At 45.2% G+C, this 16,683-nt stretch carries 20 protein-coding genes; 8 read left to right on the plus strand and 12 right to left on the minus strand.

Translation table 11 applies throughout. The features are described from left to right. Positions 1-64 precede the first annotated feature (64 nt). Both ADM98_RS05665 and ADM98_RS05670 read right to left on the minus strand, forming a co-directional pair. On the minus strand, positions 65-1,171 hold the full coding sequence (locus ADM98_RS05665) for an ABC transporter ATP-binding protein (RefSeq protein WP_053452631.1): 1,107 nt from the start codon (positions 1,169-1,171) through the stop codon (positions 65-67). 118 nt (positions 1,172-1,289) lie between these two features. After that, entirely contained in the window at positions 1,290-2,123 is an 834-nt protein-coding gene (locus ADM98_RS05670; protein WP_053452632.1) for a PucR family transcriptional regulator, read from the minus strand. A gap of 74 nt (positions 2,124-2,197) precedes the next feature. On the opposite strand from ADM98_RS05670, the gene ADM98_RS05675 reads away from it, so the two are divergent. Both ADM98_RS05675 and ADM98_RS05680 read left to right on the plus strand, forming a co-directional pair. Beyond that, the gene (locus ADM98_RS05675) at positions 2,198-3,334 is read left to right on the plus strand and encodes a DUF445 family protein (RefSeq protein WP_053452633.1); all 1,137 of its coding nucleotides are present in this window, start codon (positions 2,198-2,200) and stop codon (positions 3,332-3,334) included. A gap of 20 nt (positions 3,335-3,354) precedes the next feature. Beyond that, positions 3,355-3,729, plus strand: a complete 375-nt coding sequence (locus tag ADM98_RS05680; protein ID WP_023467337.1) for a YlbF family regulator — start codon at positions 3,355-3,357, stop codon at positions 3,727-3,729. A 55-nt stretch (positions 3,730-3,784) separates the two neighbouring features. Here ADM98_RS05680 and ADM98_RS05685 read toward each other — a convergent pair whose 3' ends face one another. From ADM98_RS05685 to ADM98_RS05695, 3 genes are all read right to left on the minus strand, one after another. Continuing rightward, positions 3,785-3,997 carry a YhzD family protein gene (locus tag ADM98_RS05685; protein WP_053452634.1) on the minus strand — a complete coding sequence of 71 codons (213 nt, stop codon included), beginning with the start codon at positions 3,995-3,997 and terminating at the stop codon, positions 3,785-3,787. Positions 3,998-4,055: 58 nt separating this feature from the next. Then, positions 4,056-5,135 carry a DNA polymerase IV gene (gene dinB, locus ADM98_RS05690; protein WP_053452635.1) on the minus strand — a complete coding sequence of 360 codons (1,080 nt, stop codon included), beginning with the start codon at positions 5,133-5,135 and terminating at the stop codon, positions 4,056-4,058. Between the two features lie 63 nt (positions 5,136-5,198). Beyond that, positions 5,199-6,104, minus strand: a complete 906-nt coding sequence (locus ADM98_RS05695; RefSeq protein WP_053452636.1) for a magnesium transporter CorA family protein — start codon at positions 6,102-6,104, stop codon at positions 5,199-5,201. Positions 6,105-6,208: 104 nt separating this feature from the next. Here ADM98_RS05695 and ADM98_RS05700 point away from each other — a divergent pair, with 104 nt between their 5' ends. Continuing rightward, complete coding sequence (locus tag ADM98_RS05700) at positions 6,209-7,129, plus strand: HD domain-containing protein (protein WP_053452637.1); 921 nt, start codon at positions 6,209-6,211, stop codon at positions 7,127-7,129. Positions 7,130-7,141: 12 nt separating this feature from the next. Next, complete coding sequence (gene namA, locus ADM98_RS05705) at positions 7,142-8,173, plus strand: NADPH dehydrogenase NamA (protein WP_053452638.1); 1,032 nt, start codon at positions 7,142-7,144, stop codon at positions 8,171-8,173. A gap of 53 nt (positions 8,174-8,226) precedes the next feature. On the opposite strand, the gene ADM98_RS05710 is transcribed toward namA, so the two are convergent. The 4 genes from ADM98_RS05710 to ADM98_RS05725 all read right to left on the minus strand — a co-directional run bounded on the left by ADM98_RS05710 (position 8,227) and on the right by ADM98_RS05725 (position 10,938). Then, positions 8,227-9,144, minus strand: a complete 918-nt coding sequence (locus ADM98_RS05710; RefSeq protein WP_053452639.1) for a peptidylprolyl isomerase — start codon at positions 9,142-9,144, stop codon at positions 8,227-8,229. A gap of 259 nt (positions 9,145-9,403) precedes the next feature. Further along, positions 9,404-9,973: an HTH-type transcriptional regulator Hpr gene (locus ADM98_RS05715; RefSeq protein WP_023467344.1), complete on the minus strand. Its 570-nt coding sequence runs from the start codon at positions 9,971-9,973 to the stop codon at positions 9,404-9,406. 83 nt (positions 9,974-10,056) lie between these two features. Further along, positions 10,057-10,398: a hypothetical protein gene (locus ADM98_RS05720; protein ID WP_053452640.1), complete on the minus strand. Its 342-nt coding sequence runs from the start codon at positions 10,396-10,398 to the stop codon at positions 10,057-10,059. A gap of 114 nt (positions 10,399-10,512) precedes the next feature. After that, positions 10,513-10,938: an HIT family protein gene (locus tag ADM98_RS05725; RefSeq protein WP_053452641.1), complete on the minus strand. Its 426-nt coding sequence runs from the start codon at positions 10,936-10,938 to the stop codon at positions 10,513-10,515. Between the two features lie 129 nt (positions 10,939-11,067). Here ADM98_RS05725 and ADM98_RS05730 point away from each other — a divergent pair, with 129 nt between their 5' ends. After that, positions 11,068-12,120: a TcaA second domain-containing protein gene (locus tag ADM98_RS05730; protein ID WP_053452642.1), complete on the plus strand. Its 1,053-nt coding sequence runs from the start codon at positions 11,068-11,070 to the stop codon at positions 12,118-12,120. A gap of 37 nt (positions 12,121-12,157) precedes the next feature. Here ADM98_RS05730 and ADM98_RS05735 read toward each other — a convergent pair whose 3' ends face one another. Both ADM98_RS05735 and ADM98_RS05740 read right to left on the minus strand, forming a co-directional pair. Beyond that, entirely contained in the window at positions 12,158-12,409 is a 252-nt protein-coding gene (locus ADM98_RS05735; RefSeq protein ID WP_029340936.1) for a GlsB/YeaQ/YmgE family stress response membrane protein, read from the minus strand. A gap of 32 nt (positions 12,410-12,441) precedes the next feature. Beyond that, positions 12,442-12,690, minus strand: a complete 249-nt coding sequence (locus ADM98_RS05740) for a GlsB/YeaQ/YmgE family stress response membrane protein (protein WP_053452643.1) — start codon at positions 12,688-12,690, stop codon at positions 12,442-12,444. A 317-nt stretch (positions 12,691-13,007) separates the two neighbouring features. On the opposite strand from ADM98_RS05740, the gene ADM98_RS05745 reads away from it, so the two are divergent. Together ADM98_RS05745 and ADM98_RS05750 are read left to right on the plus strand one after the other, a co-directional pair. Next, on the plus strand, positions 13,008-13,742 hold the full coding sequence (locus tag ADM98_RS05745) for an ABC transporter ATP-binding protein (protein ID WP_053452644.1): 735 nt from the start codon (positions 13,008-13,010) through the stop codon (positions 13,740-13,742). After that, complete coding sequence (locus tag ADM98_RS05750; RefSeq protein ID WP_053452645.1) at positions 13,739-14,875, plus strand: ABC transporter permease; 1,137 nt, start codon at positions 13,739-13,741, stop codon at positions 14,873-14,875. Before ADM98_RS05745 ends, ADM98_RS05750 begins: the two co-directional genes overlap by 4 nt. Before the next feature lie 65 nt (positions 14,876-14,940). Here the strand turns inward: ADM98_RS05750 and ADM98_RS05755 are convergent, their stop codons facing one another. Continuing rightward, positions 14,941-16,239, minus strand: coding sequence for an ammonium transporter (locus ADM98_RS05755; RefSeq protein WP_053452646.1), 1,299 nt, complete (start codon positions 16,237-16,239; stop codon positions 14,941-14,943). A 117-nt stretch (positions 16,240-16,356) separates the two neighbouring features. Between ADM98_RS05755 and ADM98_RS05760 the strand changes: the two genes are divergently transcribed. Then, entirely contained in the window at positions 16,357-16,659 is a 303-nt protein-coding gene (locus ADM98_RS05760; protein ID WP_023467353.1) for a MerR family transcriptional regulator, read from the plus strand. Positions 16,660-16,683 lie beyond the last annotated feature (24 nt).

The raw sequence follows: 16,683 nt of genomic DNA on the forward strand, positions 1-16,683 counted from the left end.
TGTCAATAAAAAAGACTGCCCTTAAAAGGACAGTCTGAAACATCGTAACTTATCAATGATGTGATTAACGGATCGTTGCTTCCGTTGCAGAGTCGAAGAAGTGTGCTTTTGTCATATCGAAGAAGAGATCAAGATCTGATCCCATCTCGACGTGTGAACGTGAGTCGACACGAGCCGTGAACGCTTGTTGCCCGACTTTTGAGTAGAGATAAGACTCTGCACCCATCAATTCAGACACTTCGATATGCGCTGGGAAGCGATGTGCTGTTTTTGTATCTTGATAAATTAATTCTGCATGGATGTCTTCTGGGCGGATTCCAAGGACGAGATCCTTGTTTGTGTAACCGCGATCGCGAAGAACTTTCATTTTTCCTTCTGGTACTTCGAATTTCTCTTCTGTTCCGGAAACATGGAAGAGACCGTCTTCCGCAAGCTTACCTGTCAAGAAGTTCATTGATGGTGAACCGATGAATCCAGCGACAAACATGTTATCTGGGTGATCATAGACTTCTTTTGGCGTACCGACTTGCTGAATGATACCCGCTTTCATGATGACGATTCGTGTCGCGAGCGTCATCGCTTCTGTCTGATCGTGGGTGACATAAATCGTCGTCGTCTCGAGACGTTTGTGTAACTGAATGATTTCCTTACGCATTTGGACACGTAATTTAGCATCTAAGTTCGAGAGTGGCTCATCCATTAAGAAGACTTTTGCATCACGAACGATGGCACGTCCGATGGCTACCCGTTGGCGCTGACCACCAGAAAGAGCTTTTGGTTTCCGCTCAAGATATTCTTCAAGACCAAGGATACGAGCTGCGTTATCAACGCGTTGCTTAATTTCATCTTTTGGGAACTTCCGAAGCTTTAATCCGAATGCCATGTTATCGAAGACGTTCATGTGTGGATACAACGCATAGTTTTGGAAGACCATCGCGATATCGCGATCTTTTGGTGCTACATCGTTCATACGTTTACCATCGATGATGAAGTCTCCACCTGAGATTTCTTCGAGACCAGCGATCATCCGGAGCGTCGTTGATTTACCGCAACCTGATGGTCCGACGAAGACGATGAATTCTTTATCTTTAATGTGAAGGTTGAAGTCATCAACCGCTTTTGCATCACCTGAGTAAATTTTATCGATATGTTCAAGACGAATTTCAGCCATGTGTAGTTCCCCCTAATGTAAATGATGAAATAATAACGCTTACAAGAAATAGTATAAAAGAAGTCAGGTGGTCTGCCTATGGACAACCTGACTAAATGCAAACGTTTTCAATTAGGCATCATGCTACAAGAAGCAAGGTATAGAGAAAAGTAGCCCCTTCAAATGAACGGACGTCGATTTCGGTCTGTTCCGTCAATCGATCGAGTCGGTACTGAAGACTATTACGATGTAGGAATAGATGTTTTGCGGTTAGGGAGACATTCAAATTGGCGCGACAAAAGGCGAGGATCGTCTCACGAGACTCTGGCTCGAGTGAAAGGATGAACCGGTCGATAAGTGTTGCGCGGTAACGATCATCAAGACTTGCAAGACGAGTCATAGCAGGCAAAAAGCGCTCGACTTGCATCGAAGGAACGGATACAAGTGCTGCTTGCTCTAATTGAAACTGAATGGCGATATCACCTGCAGTACGTTGTTGACCAAGCAAGACCTTACCGTCGAGCACAAAATCAGATTGTAATGCTAAAAATAAATCGGATAGTTCTGACTCGATGGCGAACTCTTCACGTTCGACGACCGTAAAACGGTGTGTACTAAAAGGAATCAGGATACTCGTCTGCGAAAAGAAAGAGGAGAGTAGTTGTTGAATTTCTTCACTTGTTCGTTCATCGGTTGGATTGAATAAAAAATGGACAAGCCGAAAGGGCTGTTCTTCCGGCGCATGAGCAGATTGAAGACGCTCTCGCCATGTATCAGTATCTGACCGAGATGTCGTGATAATGCGTTCAGCAAATACATCAAGCAGTTGTTGTTCACGGTCAGAGATAGCGGTCGTCTTGATTCCAAAACAAAGTCCATCTGCCAGGCGATATACGCTATACTGTTCCTGGCAATATAGATTCGGATCGGTCGTAAGCTGGTCATTGAATAAAGTCATTAGTTGTCGTAACACACGGCATCACTCCTAAATCGTACATAACTATCTCGACTTTACCATAAGTCGAAAATCGGAAGGAATGATAACTTATGTCAGATACATTTTTACTCGTGTTAAAGCTCGTTGGAATTGTCGTCATTGGTGCTCTTATTGGAGCAATCACGAACCACTTGGCGATTCGGATGTTGTTTCGACCGCTTGAACCGAAATATATCGGAAAATTTCGCATGCCGTTTACACCTGGTCTGATTCCGAAACGACGGGATGAACTGGCAGCAAACCTTGGACGGACAGTTGTCAAGCATCTGTTGACGCCAGAAGGGATCGGGAAGCGACTCGCATCGCCAGCTGTTCGAGGTGCCGTTACACGTCTCGTCGAACAAGAAGTTTTGAAATGGACACGTTCCGAAGAGACGACGGAAGCATGGATCAGTCGTTTCATTAATGAACCGAAACAACGGATTCAAGGGAAAATCAGTTACCATTTGGAGCAGGAGTTTTCAAACTTAATGGGGAAGTGGCGCGAGCAGTCCATACGCGAACTGATTGGAGAAGCTGGAGAACAAAAAATCGAAGAGGTCATGCCGCAACTCGTCACATCCGTATTGGAACAGGCAGAAGAATATTTTGACGGACCAGAAGGACGTTTGCAACTTGAGGAAACTGTTGCGCGTTTCATCCAACAGCGACTCGGTGGTGGGATGTTCGGGATGTTGCTCGCGAACGTTAACGTCGTCGATATGATTCAGCCAGAGCTGAAACGGGTACTTCAATCAGAGTCGACGTCTCAGTTCATCTTGGCATTATTACGTCAGGAATGGCAGAAGGGACTGGATCGTCCACTTTCGTCTTATCTGACGGAAGAGACAGAGTCGCGAATTCGACAGACTGTCAAGGAACAGGTTATGGCACGTTTACCGATTGAATCGATGCTTGCTACACCGTTACGTGTCTGGTTAAGTCCACTTGAGTCACAACTGCTCGAGCAACATGTCCCTGTCGTCATCGATCATCTATTCGAACGGACAACGAATCAAATCGGACAGATCCTTCAGACGCTCGATCTCGAAACAATCGTTCGAGAAGAAGTCGATTTGCTAGACACCGCCTATTTAGAGGAAATCGTCTTATCGATTTCTAAGCGAGAATTCCGGGCTATCACTTGGCTTGGAGGGTTGTTAGGTGGTTTAATTGGATTGATACAGGCGGGGCTTTATCTCGTCTAAACAAATTGGAGGTTTTACTCATGGCAGAAACAAACTTATACGATCACGCGTACACACTGGAGCGCGCTTTACGCGAAACTTCTGAGTATACGACATTAAAAGATTTGTATACACAAGTCAACGCAGATCCAGAATCAAACGAGTTATTCGCTTCATTCCGCAACATCCAACTCGAATTACAACAAAAACAGATGCAAGGTGAAGAAATTACACCAGACGATATGGCATCGGCACAAACAAAAATGCTTGAAGTACAAAACAATCCATTGATCAGCCAGTTAATGCAAGAGGAGCAACGGATGCACACGATGCTGACGGAAGTCACACAAATCATCATGAAGCCGTTAGAAGAACTCTACGCACCAATGATGGAGCAACAAGACGACGTTCAATAAGTAAGCAAAAGGAAGACGTGCCGATATGGCGCGTCTTCCTTTTTTCATATATCGCTCAAGATGAAGTGGGAACAATCCGTGGCAGGTAAGCCCGCTCGAAGTGAATCAAACGACCGGAAAGTGTGACACGAGCTGCGTGATGAGCATACTCACTCGCACTTAGGCGACGGATACCTTCTTCCCGTGCCTGTCCATCCGACTCTGCTTCGAAGACGTCATCGAGCAATGTTTCCCCACGATCTGAAAATACTGTAATCGTATACTGCATACCTGTTCCTCCCTTATTCGCTCGTTCTTGCCTTCAGTATAATGAATAACCATTCATTTTACAAGCGTAAGTCCAAGTCCTGCCATGTCAGCTGTCTCGCAGCTGGAGGAGTAGAGAGGTGACTGACGGTCATACCAATCAAGCGAATCGGACCGTCAAAGGCGATACCGTTGAATAGTTTGGTTGTTTCTTCGAGCAAGCGTTCTTCGTCTGCTGTTTCTTCTGAAAAGGTATGCCGTTTCGAGCGAGATTGAAACGTGTCAGTCTTCCACTTGATTGTGATCGTCCGACATACGAGTTCTTTTTTCTGTAGGCTCGCAATGACAGATTTTGATTCTCGAATCAACGTCTCAAATATCGTATCGATATCTTCTGTGTCTTCTTCGAAAGTCGTCTCAGAACCAATCGATTTTCGTTCTCGTTCCGGACGGACAGGGCGTTCATCAATCCCATGTGCCATCGCATGCAGTTCGGTTCCACGATCGCGTCCGAGCAATGCTCTTAATTGTTCGACCGGCATCTGTTGGACATCAGATACAGTCTCAATTCCTTGTTTCCGTAACGCTTGTTCCGTTACTTTTCCGATGCCGTGTAAATCTCCGATTTTCAAAGGGGATAAGAAACTGAGGACGTCCTCTGGTGGAACGACCGTCATGCCGTCCGGTTTCTTATAACCGGAAGCAACCTTTGCGACGAGCTTTGAGTTGGAGACACCAGCAGAAGCAGTTAAACCTGTCCGTTCTTTAATTTGTTGTAAGACATATTGTGCGATATAGGTCGCACTTTTTTGATCAAAATAATTCTCCGTGACGTCAAGGTATGCCTCATCAAGCGAGAGCGGTTCGACGAGTGGTGTCACTTCTCGAAAAAGTTCCATGATTTGCGCACTGACGGCACGATAGACGTCAAAGCGGGGACGAATGAAGACGGCACGGGGGCAAAGCTGGAACGCACGTCTTGATGGCATTGCGCTATGGATACCGTATTTACGTGCTTCATAGGAACAGGTCGCTACGACACCACGAGCATGCGGCGGTCCACCAACGACGACGGGAACACCTTTTAATCGAGGACGATCGCGTTGCTCGACGGAAGCGTAAAAGGCGTCCATATCAATATGAATGATTTTTCGTTCCATCGTTCACGCGTCTCCTTTCAGTAGTTATGATACAATTAGTATAACGAACTTATGTTCTGATATCTATTTTTTAGGTTGACTGTTTTTTGGCATACGAACAAGAGCGCCTAACCATCCACGCCAGCGCATCCAGTAGAAGATGCCACCGGTCGAGAGAAAGATTAGAGCGAGAGATATGGCATAACCATATTTCCATTCTAGTTCTGGCATGATTTTAAAGTTCATCCCCCAAATCGCACCGAGAGCCATCGTTGGTGTCGCGACGGCAGTAAAAATTGTCAGTGCCTTCATGATCTCGTTTCCGCGGAAGTTCGAGACGGTCGTCGATAAGTCGAGAAGGACCTCAATGTCTTTTTGATAGTGTTCAATGAGCATCAATAGGCGACGAACGCGTTTCGTAGCTAGCTTTAATGAGAGATCCTTTAGATACGATTCTTCTTCAAGAAACGATTCCTCTCCGGCCATGACGAGTTCTTGAAATGGAACAATCAAATCGGACCAGTTCTCGATCGTATCGCGTAGCGCGAAGATACTATCTAGCGAATCTTCATTGATGCTGCCACGCAGTTCGTCTTGTCTTGAAAACAATTCCGTCTCAAATAAATCAATACCGGCAAAATAGGTATTCAGCTGTAAGGCAAGAATCGTATAAAAGGCAGCGAACGGATGCGCGGGTGAGTAGGGGGCGACAAGTGTTACGATCGATTCAGATAGTCCGATCGTAATCAACTTTTCTTTTGTCACGTAAAAACAAATCGATCGACGATCGCTTTTATCGACAGGATTTTGCCATGTGACGACAGCTCCGTAAAGGACTCCTTTTTCCGAACGAGTGAAGTTCATATCTTTTGATCGTAGCTGTGTGACCCAATCCATTTCAGATTGGTCGACGACAGTTGTCGGAAATGTTTGTTCATAGTCAGCTAAATCAAGATAGCGGGACCAATTAAATTGAGGTTCCAGTTCCATGTTCATGACTCCCATATAGTAGAATGAAATAGTATATACCTTAAGTGTAGTTAATCGAGTATAAAAAAGACACCTATTTTACAGATAAAGGACGTGTTTCAAGTATGAAAGGAATCGGTAAGTTAGCGATTGGAGAAACGCTCGATCAGCGAGCGATGATCAAGCAAGCGGTCAAAGGAATCGCGGCAAATGGGAAGCCGTATTTGACGATTATCTTGACGGATAAGACAGGTGAAATTGAGACGAAGATGTGGGATACGAGTGATCTTGAGAAATATGCACCAAAGTCGATCGTCCATGCCGCTGGAGAAGTCATGGACTATCGAGGGCGGACGCAATTGAAACTCAAGCAAATCACGGTCCTTGAGGAGACGAATGTAGAGGACTATGTCCAATCCGCACCGATTCCACGAGAACAGATCGAGACGGAAGTACTCGCGTTCGTAGAATCGATTCAAAATAGTGATATGAAAAAGCTCGTCAAGCATTTGATTACATCACGATTCGACGCCTACTTCACGCATCCGGCAGCAGTCAAGAATCATCATGCGTTTTATTCAGGACTGTCTTACCACGTCCTTTCCATGTTGCGTCTAGCAGACCAAATTGCTCAACTCTACCCGACGCTAAACCGTGATGTGCTAATCAGTGGCATCATTCTACATGATTATGCGAAAATCAAGGAGTTATCCGATCCGGTTGCACCGGAATACACGTTACCAGGAAAGCTGGTCGGTCATATTACGATGATGGTAGCGGAACTCGAAAAAGTCGGAGCAGAATTACAAATCGACGCAGAAGTACTGACGGTCTTGCAACATCTCGTCTTAAGTCATCACGGACGACCAGAATGGGGTTCTGCCGTTGCACCACAAATGCGTGAAGCGGAAGTCTTATTCTTGATCGATAACCTCGATGCACGGATGACGATGATGGATCGCCTCCTTGAATATGTTGAACCAGGACAGTTCTCGGAACGATCATTTGCCTTGGATAATCGTGCTTTTTACCGTCCGAAGCTATAAGGGGGAAGAAAGATGAAGACGAAGTTGTTTGATACGGTTCAACTCGGAACACTGACATTCCGCAATCGGGTCATCATGGCACCGATGTGCATGTACAGTGCAAAAGAAGATGGACTCGTTACGGATTGGCATGTCACACACTATGCAACCCGTGCAATGGGTGGTGTCGGTGGCGTCATTTTGGAAGCAAGTGCCGTCACGCCAGACGGTCGGATTTCAGCTGGTGACCTCGGTATCTGGTCAGATGCACATATCGAAGGCTTACAACGAATCGCAGAGCAAGTCAAAGCGGCGGGTGCAAAAGCAGGAATTCAGCTGGCGCATGCGGGACGTAAAAGCACAACGGCAGAACCGCCAGTTGCACCGAGTGACTTACCGTTTGATGATACGTATACACATCCGCGAGCATTAACTCTTGGAGAAATTGCAACAATCAAACAGCAGTTCATCGATGCAGCTTTACGTGCGGAACGAGCAGGATATGATTTCATTGAAATTCATGGTGCTCACGGATACTTGTTGAACACATTCCTCTCTCCTTTATCGAACGTGCGTGAGGACCAGTACGGTGGATCGACGGAAAATCGGATGCGCTTGTTGTTAGAGATCATTGATGGTATTCAGGAAGTCACGAAGCTGTCAATTTGGGTCCGGATTTCAGCAGCTGACCATGCGGCAGGTGGAATGACGGCAACAGACTATATTCCACTTGCGAAGGAACTAGCAGCACGCAACATCGACCTACTCGATTGTAGTTCAGGTGCTGTCGTAGCAAATGCGGTGCCGCAAGTGTATCCGGGTTATCAAGTGAGCTACGCAGAAGAGTTGAAACGAGAAACGGGTATTGCAACGGGAGCGGTTGGATTGATTACGACGGCAGCCCATGCAGAAGAAATCGTTCGAAACGGTCGCGCAGATATCGTTCTGCTCGCACGTGAGTTACTTCGCCAGCCTTACTGGGTCTATCATGCAGCGGCTGAGTTAGGAGATACGGTCGCCTTGCCGAAACAATACGAACGGGCACCAATCCGGACTGTTCGCTAAACATTACGTCTTGAAAACGAAAAAAAGGAAGCCGAGAAGGCTTCCTTTTTTAATTACTGCTGTTGCTGTTGCATCATTTGTTGTTGCATCTGTTGCTGTTCTTGTTTGTCTAGATCGAAAGCATCTTTGAAGTCTTTGTTTTCGATTTTGACATCGTATTCTTTCATGAGTGAACGGTAGATATCGTTCGGGTTGACTTGTGCTGCTTTTTCTTCAGCAAGTGCTTTTTTGATGCGTGCTTTTTCTTTATCAAGCGTAAAGTCTTTCTTTTCTTTACGATCGACTACTTTGATGATGTGGTAACCGAACTGTGTTTTGATTGGATCGGAGATTTTACCTTCAACGCCATCCTTGAACGCATAATCTTCGAATTCTTTGACCATTTTACCTTTTGTGAAGTACCCAAGGTCTCCACCTTTTGCACCGCTACCTGTATCTGTTGATTTCTCTTTTGCTAGTTTCGCGAAGTCCGCGCCGTCATCCAATTGCTTTTTGATGTCTTTTGCTTCTGACTCTTTTGCAACGAGGATATGGCTTGCTTTGACTTCGACTTTTTCTTGATCGAAGCGTTCTTGGATTTCTTTATCTGTTACTTTTGATTTCGCAGATTTTGCTTCTGTTAAGAGCATTTGTGTGCGAAGAACTTTTTCGAATTCTTTTTCGTTCTTGATTCCGGCAGATTTCAACGTTGTACTGAACTGCTCTTTATCTGGGAACTGGTCTTTTGTTTTCTTGACTTCTGCTTCGACTTCTTTATCCGTGACTTCCTTGCCGTATTTCTTCTCAAGCAATTTGTTCATCGTTTGCTGGAAGGCGATTTGAGCACCAGCTTTTTCGTATGCTTCATCTTGGACGTCAGCCTTGTTGACTTCGCCACCTTTGTAATTGATGACGGCTTCGTCATTCGATCCACATGCTGCTAACGTAAATACACTTGCGACTGCTGCTGCGCCTAACAATTTCTTTTTCATACATACACCCCTAATTTACCATTTATTTCAACCGTTTTATCATATCATATTCTCGTCTGGTTGACAGCTGTATCTTGTCATGCCAAGAGATACTTGCTCTTTTCCATGCTATCACATCCAAGTAGTCGGTTGAGGATAATTTTTATGGGAAATTGTGAGGGAAATAACGCTCTTGAGACATAGTAGTAATGTCCTTGTCATGAGGAAAAAAGACCTAAAAAAAGCATTCTAGCTAAAGGCTAAAACGCTTTTGACGATGTTATGCTTTTTTGATCGAGTCCATGACTGGATCTTGCGGACGACGATCTGCTTCTTCCGTGATCATTTTCGATGTTTCGGCGAATATATCCATGAAGCTATCGCCGTATAAGCGACGTACAATCGCGGAGATGTCCGTTAATTCTGGGAATTTCCCGTACAGTTCCTGAAGAGGAAGTGAGGCACGGAAGACGCCGTTTTCTTCAGGACGGAATGCTTGAATCGTCTCAAGTAAGAGTGATTCACCTTCCGGCGTTAACTGGACGTAGGTATTTCGTTTATCAGTTTCCTTTTTCGAGAACGTCAACAGTCCGCGGTCTTCTAACTTCTTCGAGAAATTAAATGCCGTCGAGACGTGCATGACACCATACTTCGCAATCTCAGAAATCGATGCGCCACCTAGTGCGTGCGAAATCCATAAGATATGGTGTTCGTTAATGTTCAGATCAAAAGGCTTGATCCAGTTTTGCCAATCTTTTTCTACCGTTTTCCATAGTGCTTTGCTTAACTGGACAATCTTGTGGCTATACAACAATGCTTCTTGTCCAGGATATAACTTTTCGTGTTCCATATCTGACTCATCCTTTCGAAAGGTGACAATGGCTCAAACGCGCAAAATGCAAACTATACAAAAACAAATCGAAGCAACGGATCTTACTTTTGTGGAGAAAGTTGGTCTGCTTCCTGTTTCGCTTCATCAGCGAGAGACTGGATTTTCGTGAGCGATGCTTGGACTTCCGTTTGGTATTCCGAGACGCTCTGCATGACTTCTTCTTTGAAGTGCATACCAGACGCTTTTGCTGTCTCTACTAAGTTCTTGCCCTCTAGGGTCAAATCCTGCACATTCGTTACGATTGTAGAATAAGAATTTCGACGTTGATGACCGTTCGAAGAGTCGCTTTTCGTACCTTGGCGAAGCGCCTTCAGACCGTAAAAAGTCACAAGTGTTAGCGTAGCACCAAAAGCGACCCAATTACGGGGGGGACGCTTCGACATACTGAACCTCCTTTTTAATATTAAAATATTTGTTTCATATTATTTTACCGAAAATTGAATGGAAGAAACCTATTTCGGCAATATTTTTCTAATAATAGAAGAAAAAGAACAAACTTAGATACGTGAGGCGATCGAATTTGCGAGTTCAGCTAATTCTTCCGTCGTGTATTCCTCGTTATGAACTTCCCACTTTGCACCAAAGCCGTCTTGTTTATCGTGACGCGGGATAAGATGGAGATGGAAGTGGGATACCGATTGACCCGCTACTTTTCCTGTGTTCGACAAAAGATTCATCCCGGCTGCACCAGTTTCTTGTTGTAGCGCACGGCTGATTTGCGGAATCGTCGCAAATATATCTTGTGCCTGTTCAGGAGAGAGGTCGTACATGTTATCTGCATGTTGTTTAGGGATGACGAGCGTATGTCCTTTTGTCACTTGTGACAAGTCGAGAAATGCGAGAACTTGTTCGTTCTCGAAAACGATATGACCTGGGACTTCTTTTCGAGCGATTTTACAGAAGATGCATGACTCTTTTTGCATGGGACGTTCACTCCTTTGGGTAAGATAGTATTAGTATACGGAAAGTTTCCGACTTCCGCACGATTGACAGTCAATTTGAAGTCGATACACTTAGACACATACAGCTAATGAAGAAAAGGAGCGAACTGCATGGCATCACGAGTAGCCTCGACAGCACAAAAAAAACGAAAACAGCGACTGCTCATCGGTAGCATCATCATGGTCGGTCTTTTCTTATTATTTGCCTTTTGGTTCGGGCGTAATATGCAAGAGGCATCGAAGCTTGAACGAACCGACGAGCGACTTGCCAGTTTACTGAAGGAAAAGGATCAGCGTGGATTCCAGAAGCTAGTCACGATGAATGGTAAGTCGTTGCCGCTGAGTGAAGCGACGCGACTCATTAATTGGTTGACGGCTGATTCAGAGCGAACGGATCGGGTCGTCGCACAAGTCAAACAGGATCAAGACGCAGGGAAACAGGTAAAAATACACGTGTTTACGTTAAAAGAAGAGGAAGGATGGCTTTGGTATGACCGGTACTCTCTTGATGTGAACCTTCAACGATTGACTGTTTCGAGTGATGTGCCTAAGACAGAAGTTTCACTCGATGGAGAAGAGATCGGAACGATTGATCAGAAATCACTTGAAATCAAGCGTTCTCCGGGAGAATACGATGTTCAGGTGAGTGCGGAGCAGTCAGGACAAACGGTTCAGGAGTCGAAGACCGTACAACTCGGAGATGAACCGAACGCGACAGTTGATTTTAAATTAGCCGATCAGTTCAACACGACGGTGTCGAACGAATATGCGGTCGATATCAAAACGTTACTAGAGACAGAAGTGAAAGCGCGGACCGGGAAAAGTATCGATACGATGACCGGATACCTTGGACGTTCGCGTGATTCGTTTGAGAATACGTTCGGAACGCCTGATTCGACGGTCGCCAATCGAGCACGATACGATGGGTATGAAGTGACCTATCAGTCAGGTCAAGTCGATGAGTTATTAATTCGCTTGAATAAGACGCCAGAAGAACTTGAAGCCATCGCTGGAAAACCAGAAGGAAAGAAGCGAGAACAAGTCGGTACGATTTGGGAGTATCCATCTAGTTTTCTTGAAGGTGTGTTCGAATGGTTGAATTTACGAGCAGAAAAGCGAGTTGTCGAGCGAGAAGATGGCATGTGGTTACAATTGAAAGACTAAAAAAATCCCCCGAACATCTGTCCGGGGGATTTTTTGTTTATCGTTTATTCACCGCACGGAGAATGAACGATACGATGAGGATAAGAATAATAGCACCAAGTAAAGCAGGTACGATTGCGAATCCAGCGACCATTGGACCCCAATCTCCGAATAATGCTTGACCGATCAATGCACCGACAAAACCGGCGATGATGTTACCGATAATACCACCTGGAACATCTTTACCTAAAATCAAGCTTGCTAACCAACCAATAATACCACCAACGATTAATGCCCATAAGAATCCCATTTAAAACACTCCTTTTCGATTAGAATATATGATTACTTACGTACTGCCCGGAGAATAACTGAAACGATGAAGATCAAGATGACTGCTCCGAGAATAGCCGGAATGACAGCAAATCCGCCAAGTTTCGGTCCCATTGAACCAAAGATAGCTTGACCGATCATCGAACCGATGAAACCAGCAATGATGTTACCGATGATGCCACCCGGTACGTCTTTCCCAATAATAAGACTTGCGATCCAACCGATGAGACCACCAACGATTAATGCCCATAAGAATCCCATTTTTAAACATCTCCTCTACATATTAGTTTTACCTGTTTTCAGGCAGTTATAAACACGTGCGAAAATGAAAAAATCTGAAATCGTTCGTTCGATAAAAGGACTAGATGATTAGACCACTTGATAAAGAATGAATGAACGATTCATTGATTTCACTTTCAATTTGCATGTAAATCGTTTTCATATATTGATGTAACGATTACACTTAGAGTAATTGCCGAAAAAACAAGTATTAAAACATTATATTTAAAAAAACTAGGCGTTAAGCTAGAAAAATTAACAGAATCTACTTTACGATGAGGCTAAAGGGAGTGGCAAATATGTTATTAGATATCAAAGGTTTGTCAGGAGGATACGGATCAAAAACCGTTCTGCATGACATCAATATCGAAGTCGATCAGGGCGAACTCGTCGGTTTGATTGGTTTAAATGGTGCGGGGAAATCAACGACGATCAAGCACATTCTTGGTCTTTTACCAGTCAAGACGGGATCAGTTCGAATCAATGGAATGGATTTAGCAACGAACGAAACCGACTATCGTCGTCAAGTCGCATACATTCCAGAACAGCCGATGTTATATGAACAACTGACGTTACGGGAGCACCTTCGACTGATGGCGCAAGGATATGACGTCGAAGAAGCAATCGCGACAGAACGTGCGCAACATTACGCTGAAAGGCTTCGGATGACGAAGCAACTAGAATGGTTTCCCAGTGTCTTCTCAAAAGGAATGAAACAAAAAGCGATGATCTTGTGTGCACTCGTCACAGGCAGTGAGCTGTTGATCGTCGATGAACCGTTCGTTGGACTCGATCCGCTCGCAATTCGCGAATTACTACAAATTTTTAGTGAACTCAAGCAGGATGGTAAAGGGATTTTAATGTCGACGCATATTCTTGAGACAGCAGAACGGCATTGTAATCGATTTGTACTCTTACATGAGGGACACATTGCAGCGGAAGGGACGACAGCCGCTTTACGCGCACGATATGGATTACAAGATGGAACGTTAGATGATCTGTACGTTGCCGCGATCGAGGAGGCGGAACGATGAACAGCCAATCCTTATGGAAGGAACGGTATCAGGCGGCGATGACGGAAACGGTGAAATACACAAGATACATGGCGAATGGTGGACTATTGTTTACCGTGTACTTCGTTATTTTGTACGGTTTAGTTGTTTATGGTCGTTTCCTTGATCAACTCGATCCAACGTTTCCTGGTCGGTTCGTCATGGCCGCTTTATTTTTAATATTACCGCTTTACCGGACGAGTCGGACGTTTCTCGTCGAGGCGGATCAAGTTTTTCTATTACCGGTGTTAGCACGGTTATCAGGGTTTATGCAACAAGTACGAGCGTATAATGCAGTCTTTGGTATCATCCGTGCGGTGATTCCGTTTTTAGCGGTTGTCGTCCTCTATGTTCGGACGGAACAGACGACACCACTTGAACTTGTTTTGCTTGGAGCATCGCTTGCATTGTTCGGAGCGGCAGCGAATTTATCAAAGCTTGAAGGGATTGCACATCGGACGGTGATGTTATACGCGTTCGGAGCAGCACTTCTCGTCATCATCGACATGGCGTGGATGGCGATCGTCGTCGCACTTCTCCTAATGGTCGTACTCCATTTGAAGCGTCAGGACCACCTTCCGCTTCGCGAATGGATTGCGCTTGAGCAGGAATCGCGCGATCGATTTTATCGGTTAGCGAATTGGTTCGTCGATGTTCCACACCTGTCAGCAACGTATAAACGACGTCGTCTTCTAAGCAACATGGTCGAGCGAATTCCGTACCGGGCGCAAACGACATTTGATTACTTGTACGTCAAACAATTTATTCGGAGTGGAGACGGAATCGGATTAATTGTTCGTTTGACGTTAATTGGAGCTGTCTTCATGTGGTTGGCAAGCGGTAACGTTTGGTTCGTCGCGTTAGCGATTCCAGCGTTTAGCGGACTAACGAGTTTTCAGTTGGCACCATTTACGAAAGCAGTGGATCAGCACCTATTGACCCGTCTATTGCCGTATGGAAATTCCGTAAACGCTAAACGGAAAATCATTCGCTTCGCATCCATCAGTCAATGCATCGTACTGACACTGATTGGTTTCTTTTTAAGCGGGTCCATTTATGTCGTTGGTGGAGCAGCCTTGGCACTTATGATCGGCGAGTATTATGCACGAAAATGATAGACAATTAGAAAGAGCCTACACGATGAACTCTCATCGTGTAGGCTCTTGTTCATTACCCATTATTAATTGACGCGTTCGTTTGATAGCTCTTCTTCTTCGACCATCCGTAATTCTTTGCTGACCGGAGCTGGAAGATCGTAAGAAGCTTGACCATGTTCAGCAACGTCGAGTCCACGAAGTTCATCTTCCCGAGTAATCCGAAGGCCAATCGTAAGATCGAGTACCTTTAAGAAAGCGTAACTCAAGACGCTGACGATGACGATAGCGAAGACGACACCGAGTGCTTGAACACCGAGTTGCGTAAAACCGCCACCGTAGAAGAGACCTGCTTGTCCGATGCCTGTGATTTCAACAAGACGTGGTGAAGCGAAGAATCCAGTTGCGAGTGTTCCCCAGATACCAGCGACACCATGGACGGAGAAGGCACAAAGCGGATCATCAACGCGACTTGCGAGAAGTATGCTTGTGCCATACGTGATCACACCAGCAAGGAATCCGATGACGACGGCTGCCCATGGTTCAACGAAGGCGCAGGCTGCTGTAATCGCAACAAGTGCAGCTAGGACACCATTGATGATTGATGGGATATCTGCGACACGGCGGTGCCAGAATGAGATGGCGAGTGCGCCGAGTGCACCTGCTGCAGTCGCAAGTAATGTTGTTAAGGCGACATAACTAAAGAATCCGTCGGCAATCGTTAATGTCGAACCGGCGTTGAATCCGAACCAACATAACCAAAGAATAAAAGCACCGACGACAGAGTAGATGACATTGTGTCCGAGTAAAGGCGTTTTTTCAGCACCAATTCGTTTCTTGAGCAATAGAGCAGCAACGAGTGCGGCAATTCCGCCTTGTAAGTGAACGACCGTTGATCCAGCGAAGTCTTGCATTCCGAGCGAACCGAGGAATCCACCTGCCCAAACGGAACGTGCAATGATCGGATAGATGATAGCAACGAAAAACGTTCCAAACAACAGGTAGACGGATAATTTAGCGCGCTCTGCGAATCCACCCCAAGCAATCGCAAGGGAGACAGCGACGAATGAGAGTTGGAAGAGGAATTTCACATCGATCGTGATGTTCGACCAATCAAGGCTACTGAATCCTCCATGTAAGAAGAACCCTTCCGTTCCGATAATGGAATTACCATCGCCAAAGGTCAATCCAAATCCAATTGCCCAAAAGGCGAGGGCGGCGACTGAGAAGCTGATGATCTGTTTGACGGCGACATGCCCTGCGTTCTTGGCCCGTAACATCCCTGTTTCTAGAAGTAAGAATCCGATTTGCATCGTAAAGACGAGCAGTGCTGCGAATAAGACATAAAACGTATCGACTGAGATAGCGAGTTGTTCCAGTTTCATTGTCGTTCCTCCTTTATCCATTTAAAGTATGTGTTTACTTTAGACGGAAACACTTTGGAAGAAACGTGTTGTGTCAGAAAATCTGACATGGTATTTTTGTGGAAAGGAGTGACGAAGATGAACTACCGTGAAAAAAAGGTGATGTCGATTGGAATCGTCTGTGAATTGACCGGATTATCGGAACGTCAGATTCGTTACTATGAAGAACGAAAACTAATCTTTCCAGAACGGACAAATGGAAAGACGCGAAAATATTCATTTACGGATGTCGAGCGACTCGTTGAAGTCGCGGAAAAAATCGAGGATGGTTGGCGGACACATGAAATACGTGAAAAAGAACGGAAGGTAACGGAACAGCAACGTTCTGATTTGATTCGTGGTCAATTAAATGCTGCATTCGGTCTTTACAAGAAACAGTGAACATTTCATGAACTGGTAACAGAA

It is taken from the genome of Exiguobacterium sp. BMC-KP (genome assembly GCF_001275385.1).
GTDB lineage: Bacteria > Bacillota > Bacilli > Exiguobacteriales > Exiguobacteriaceae > Exiguobacterium_A.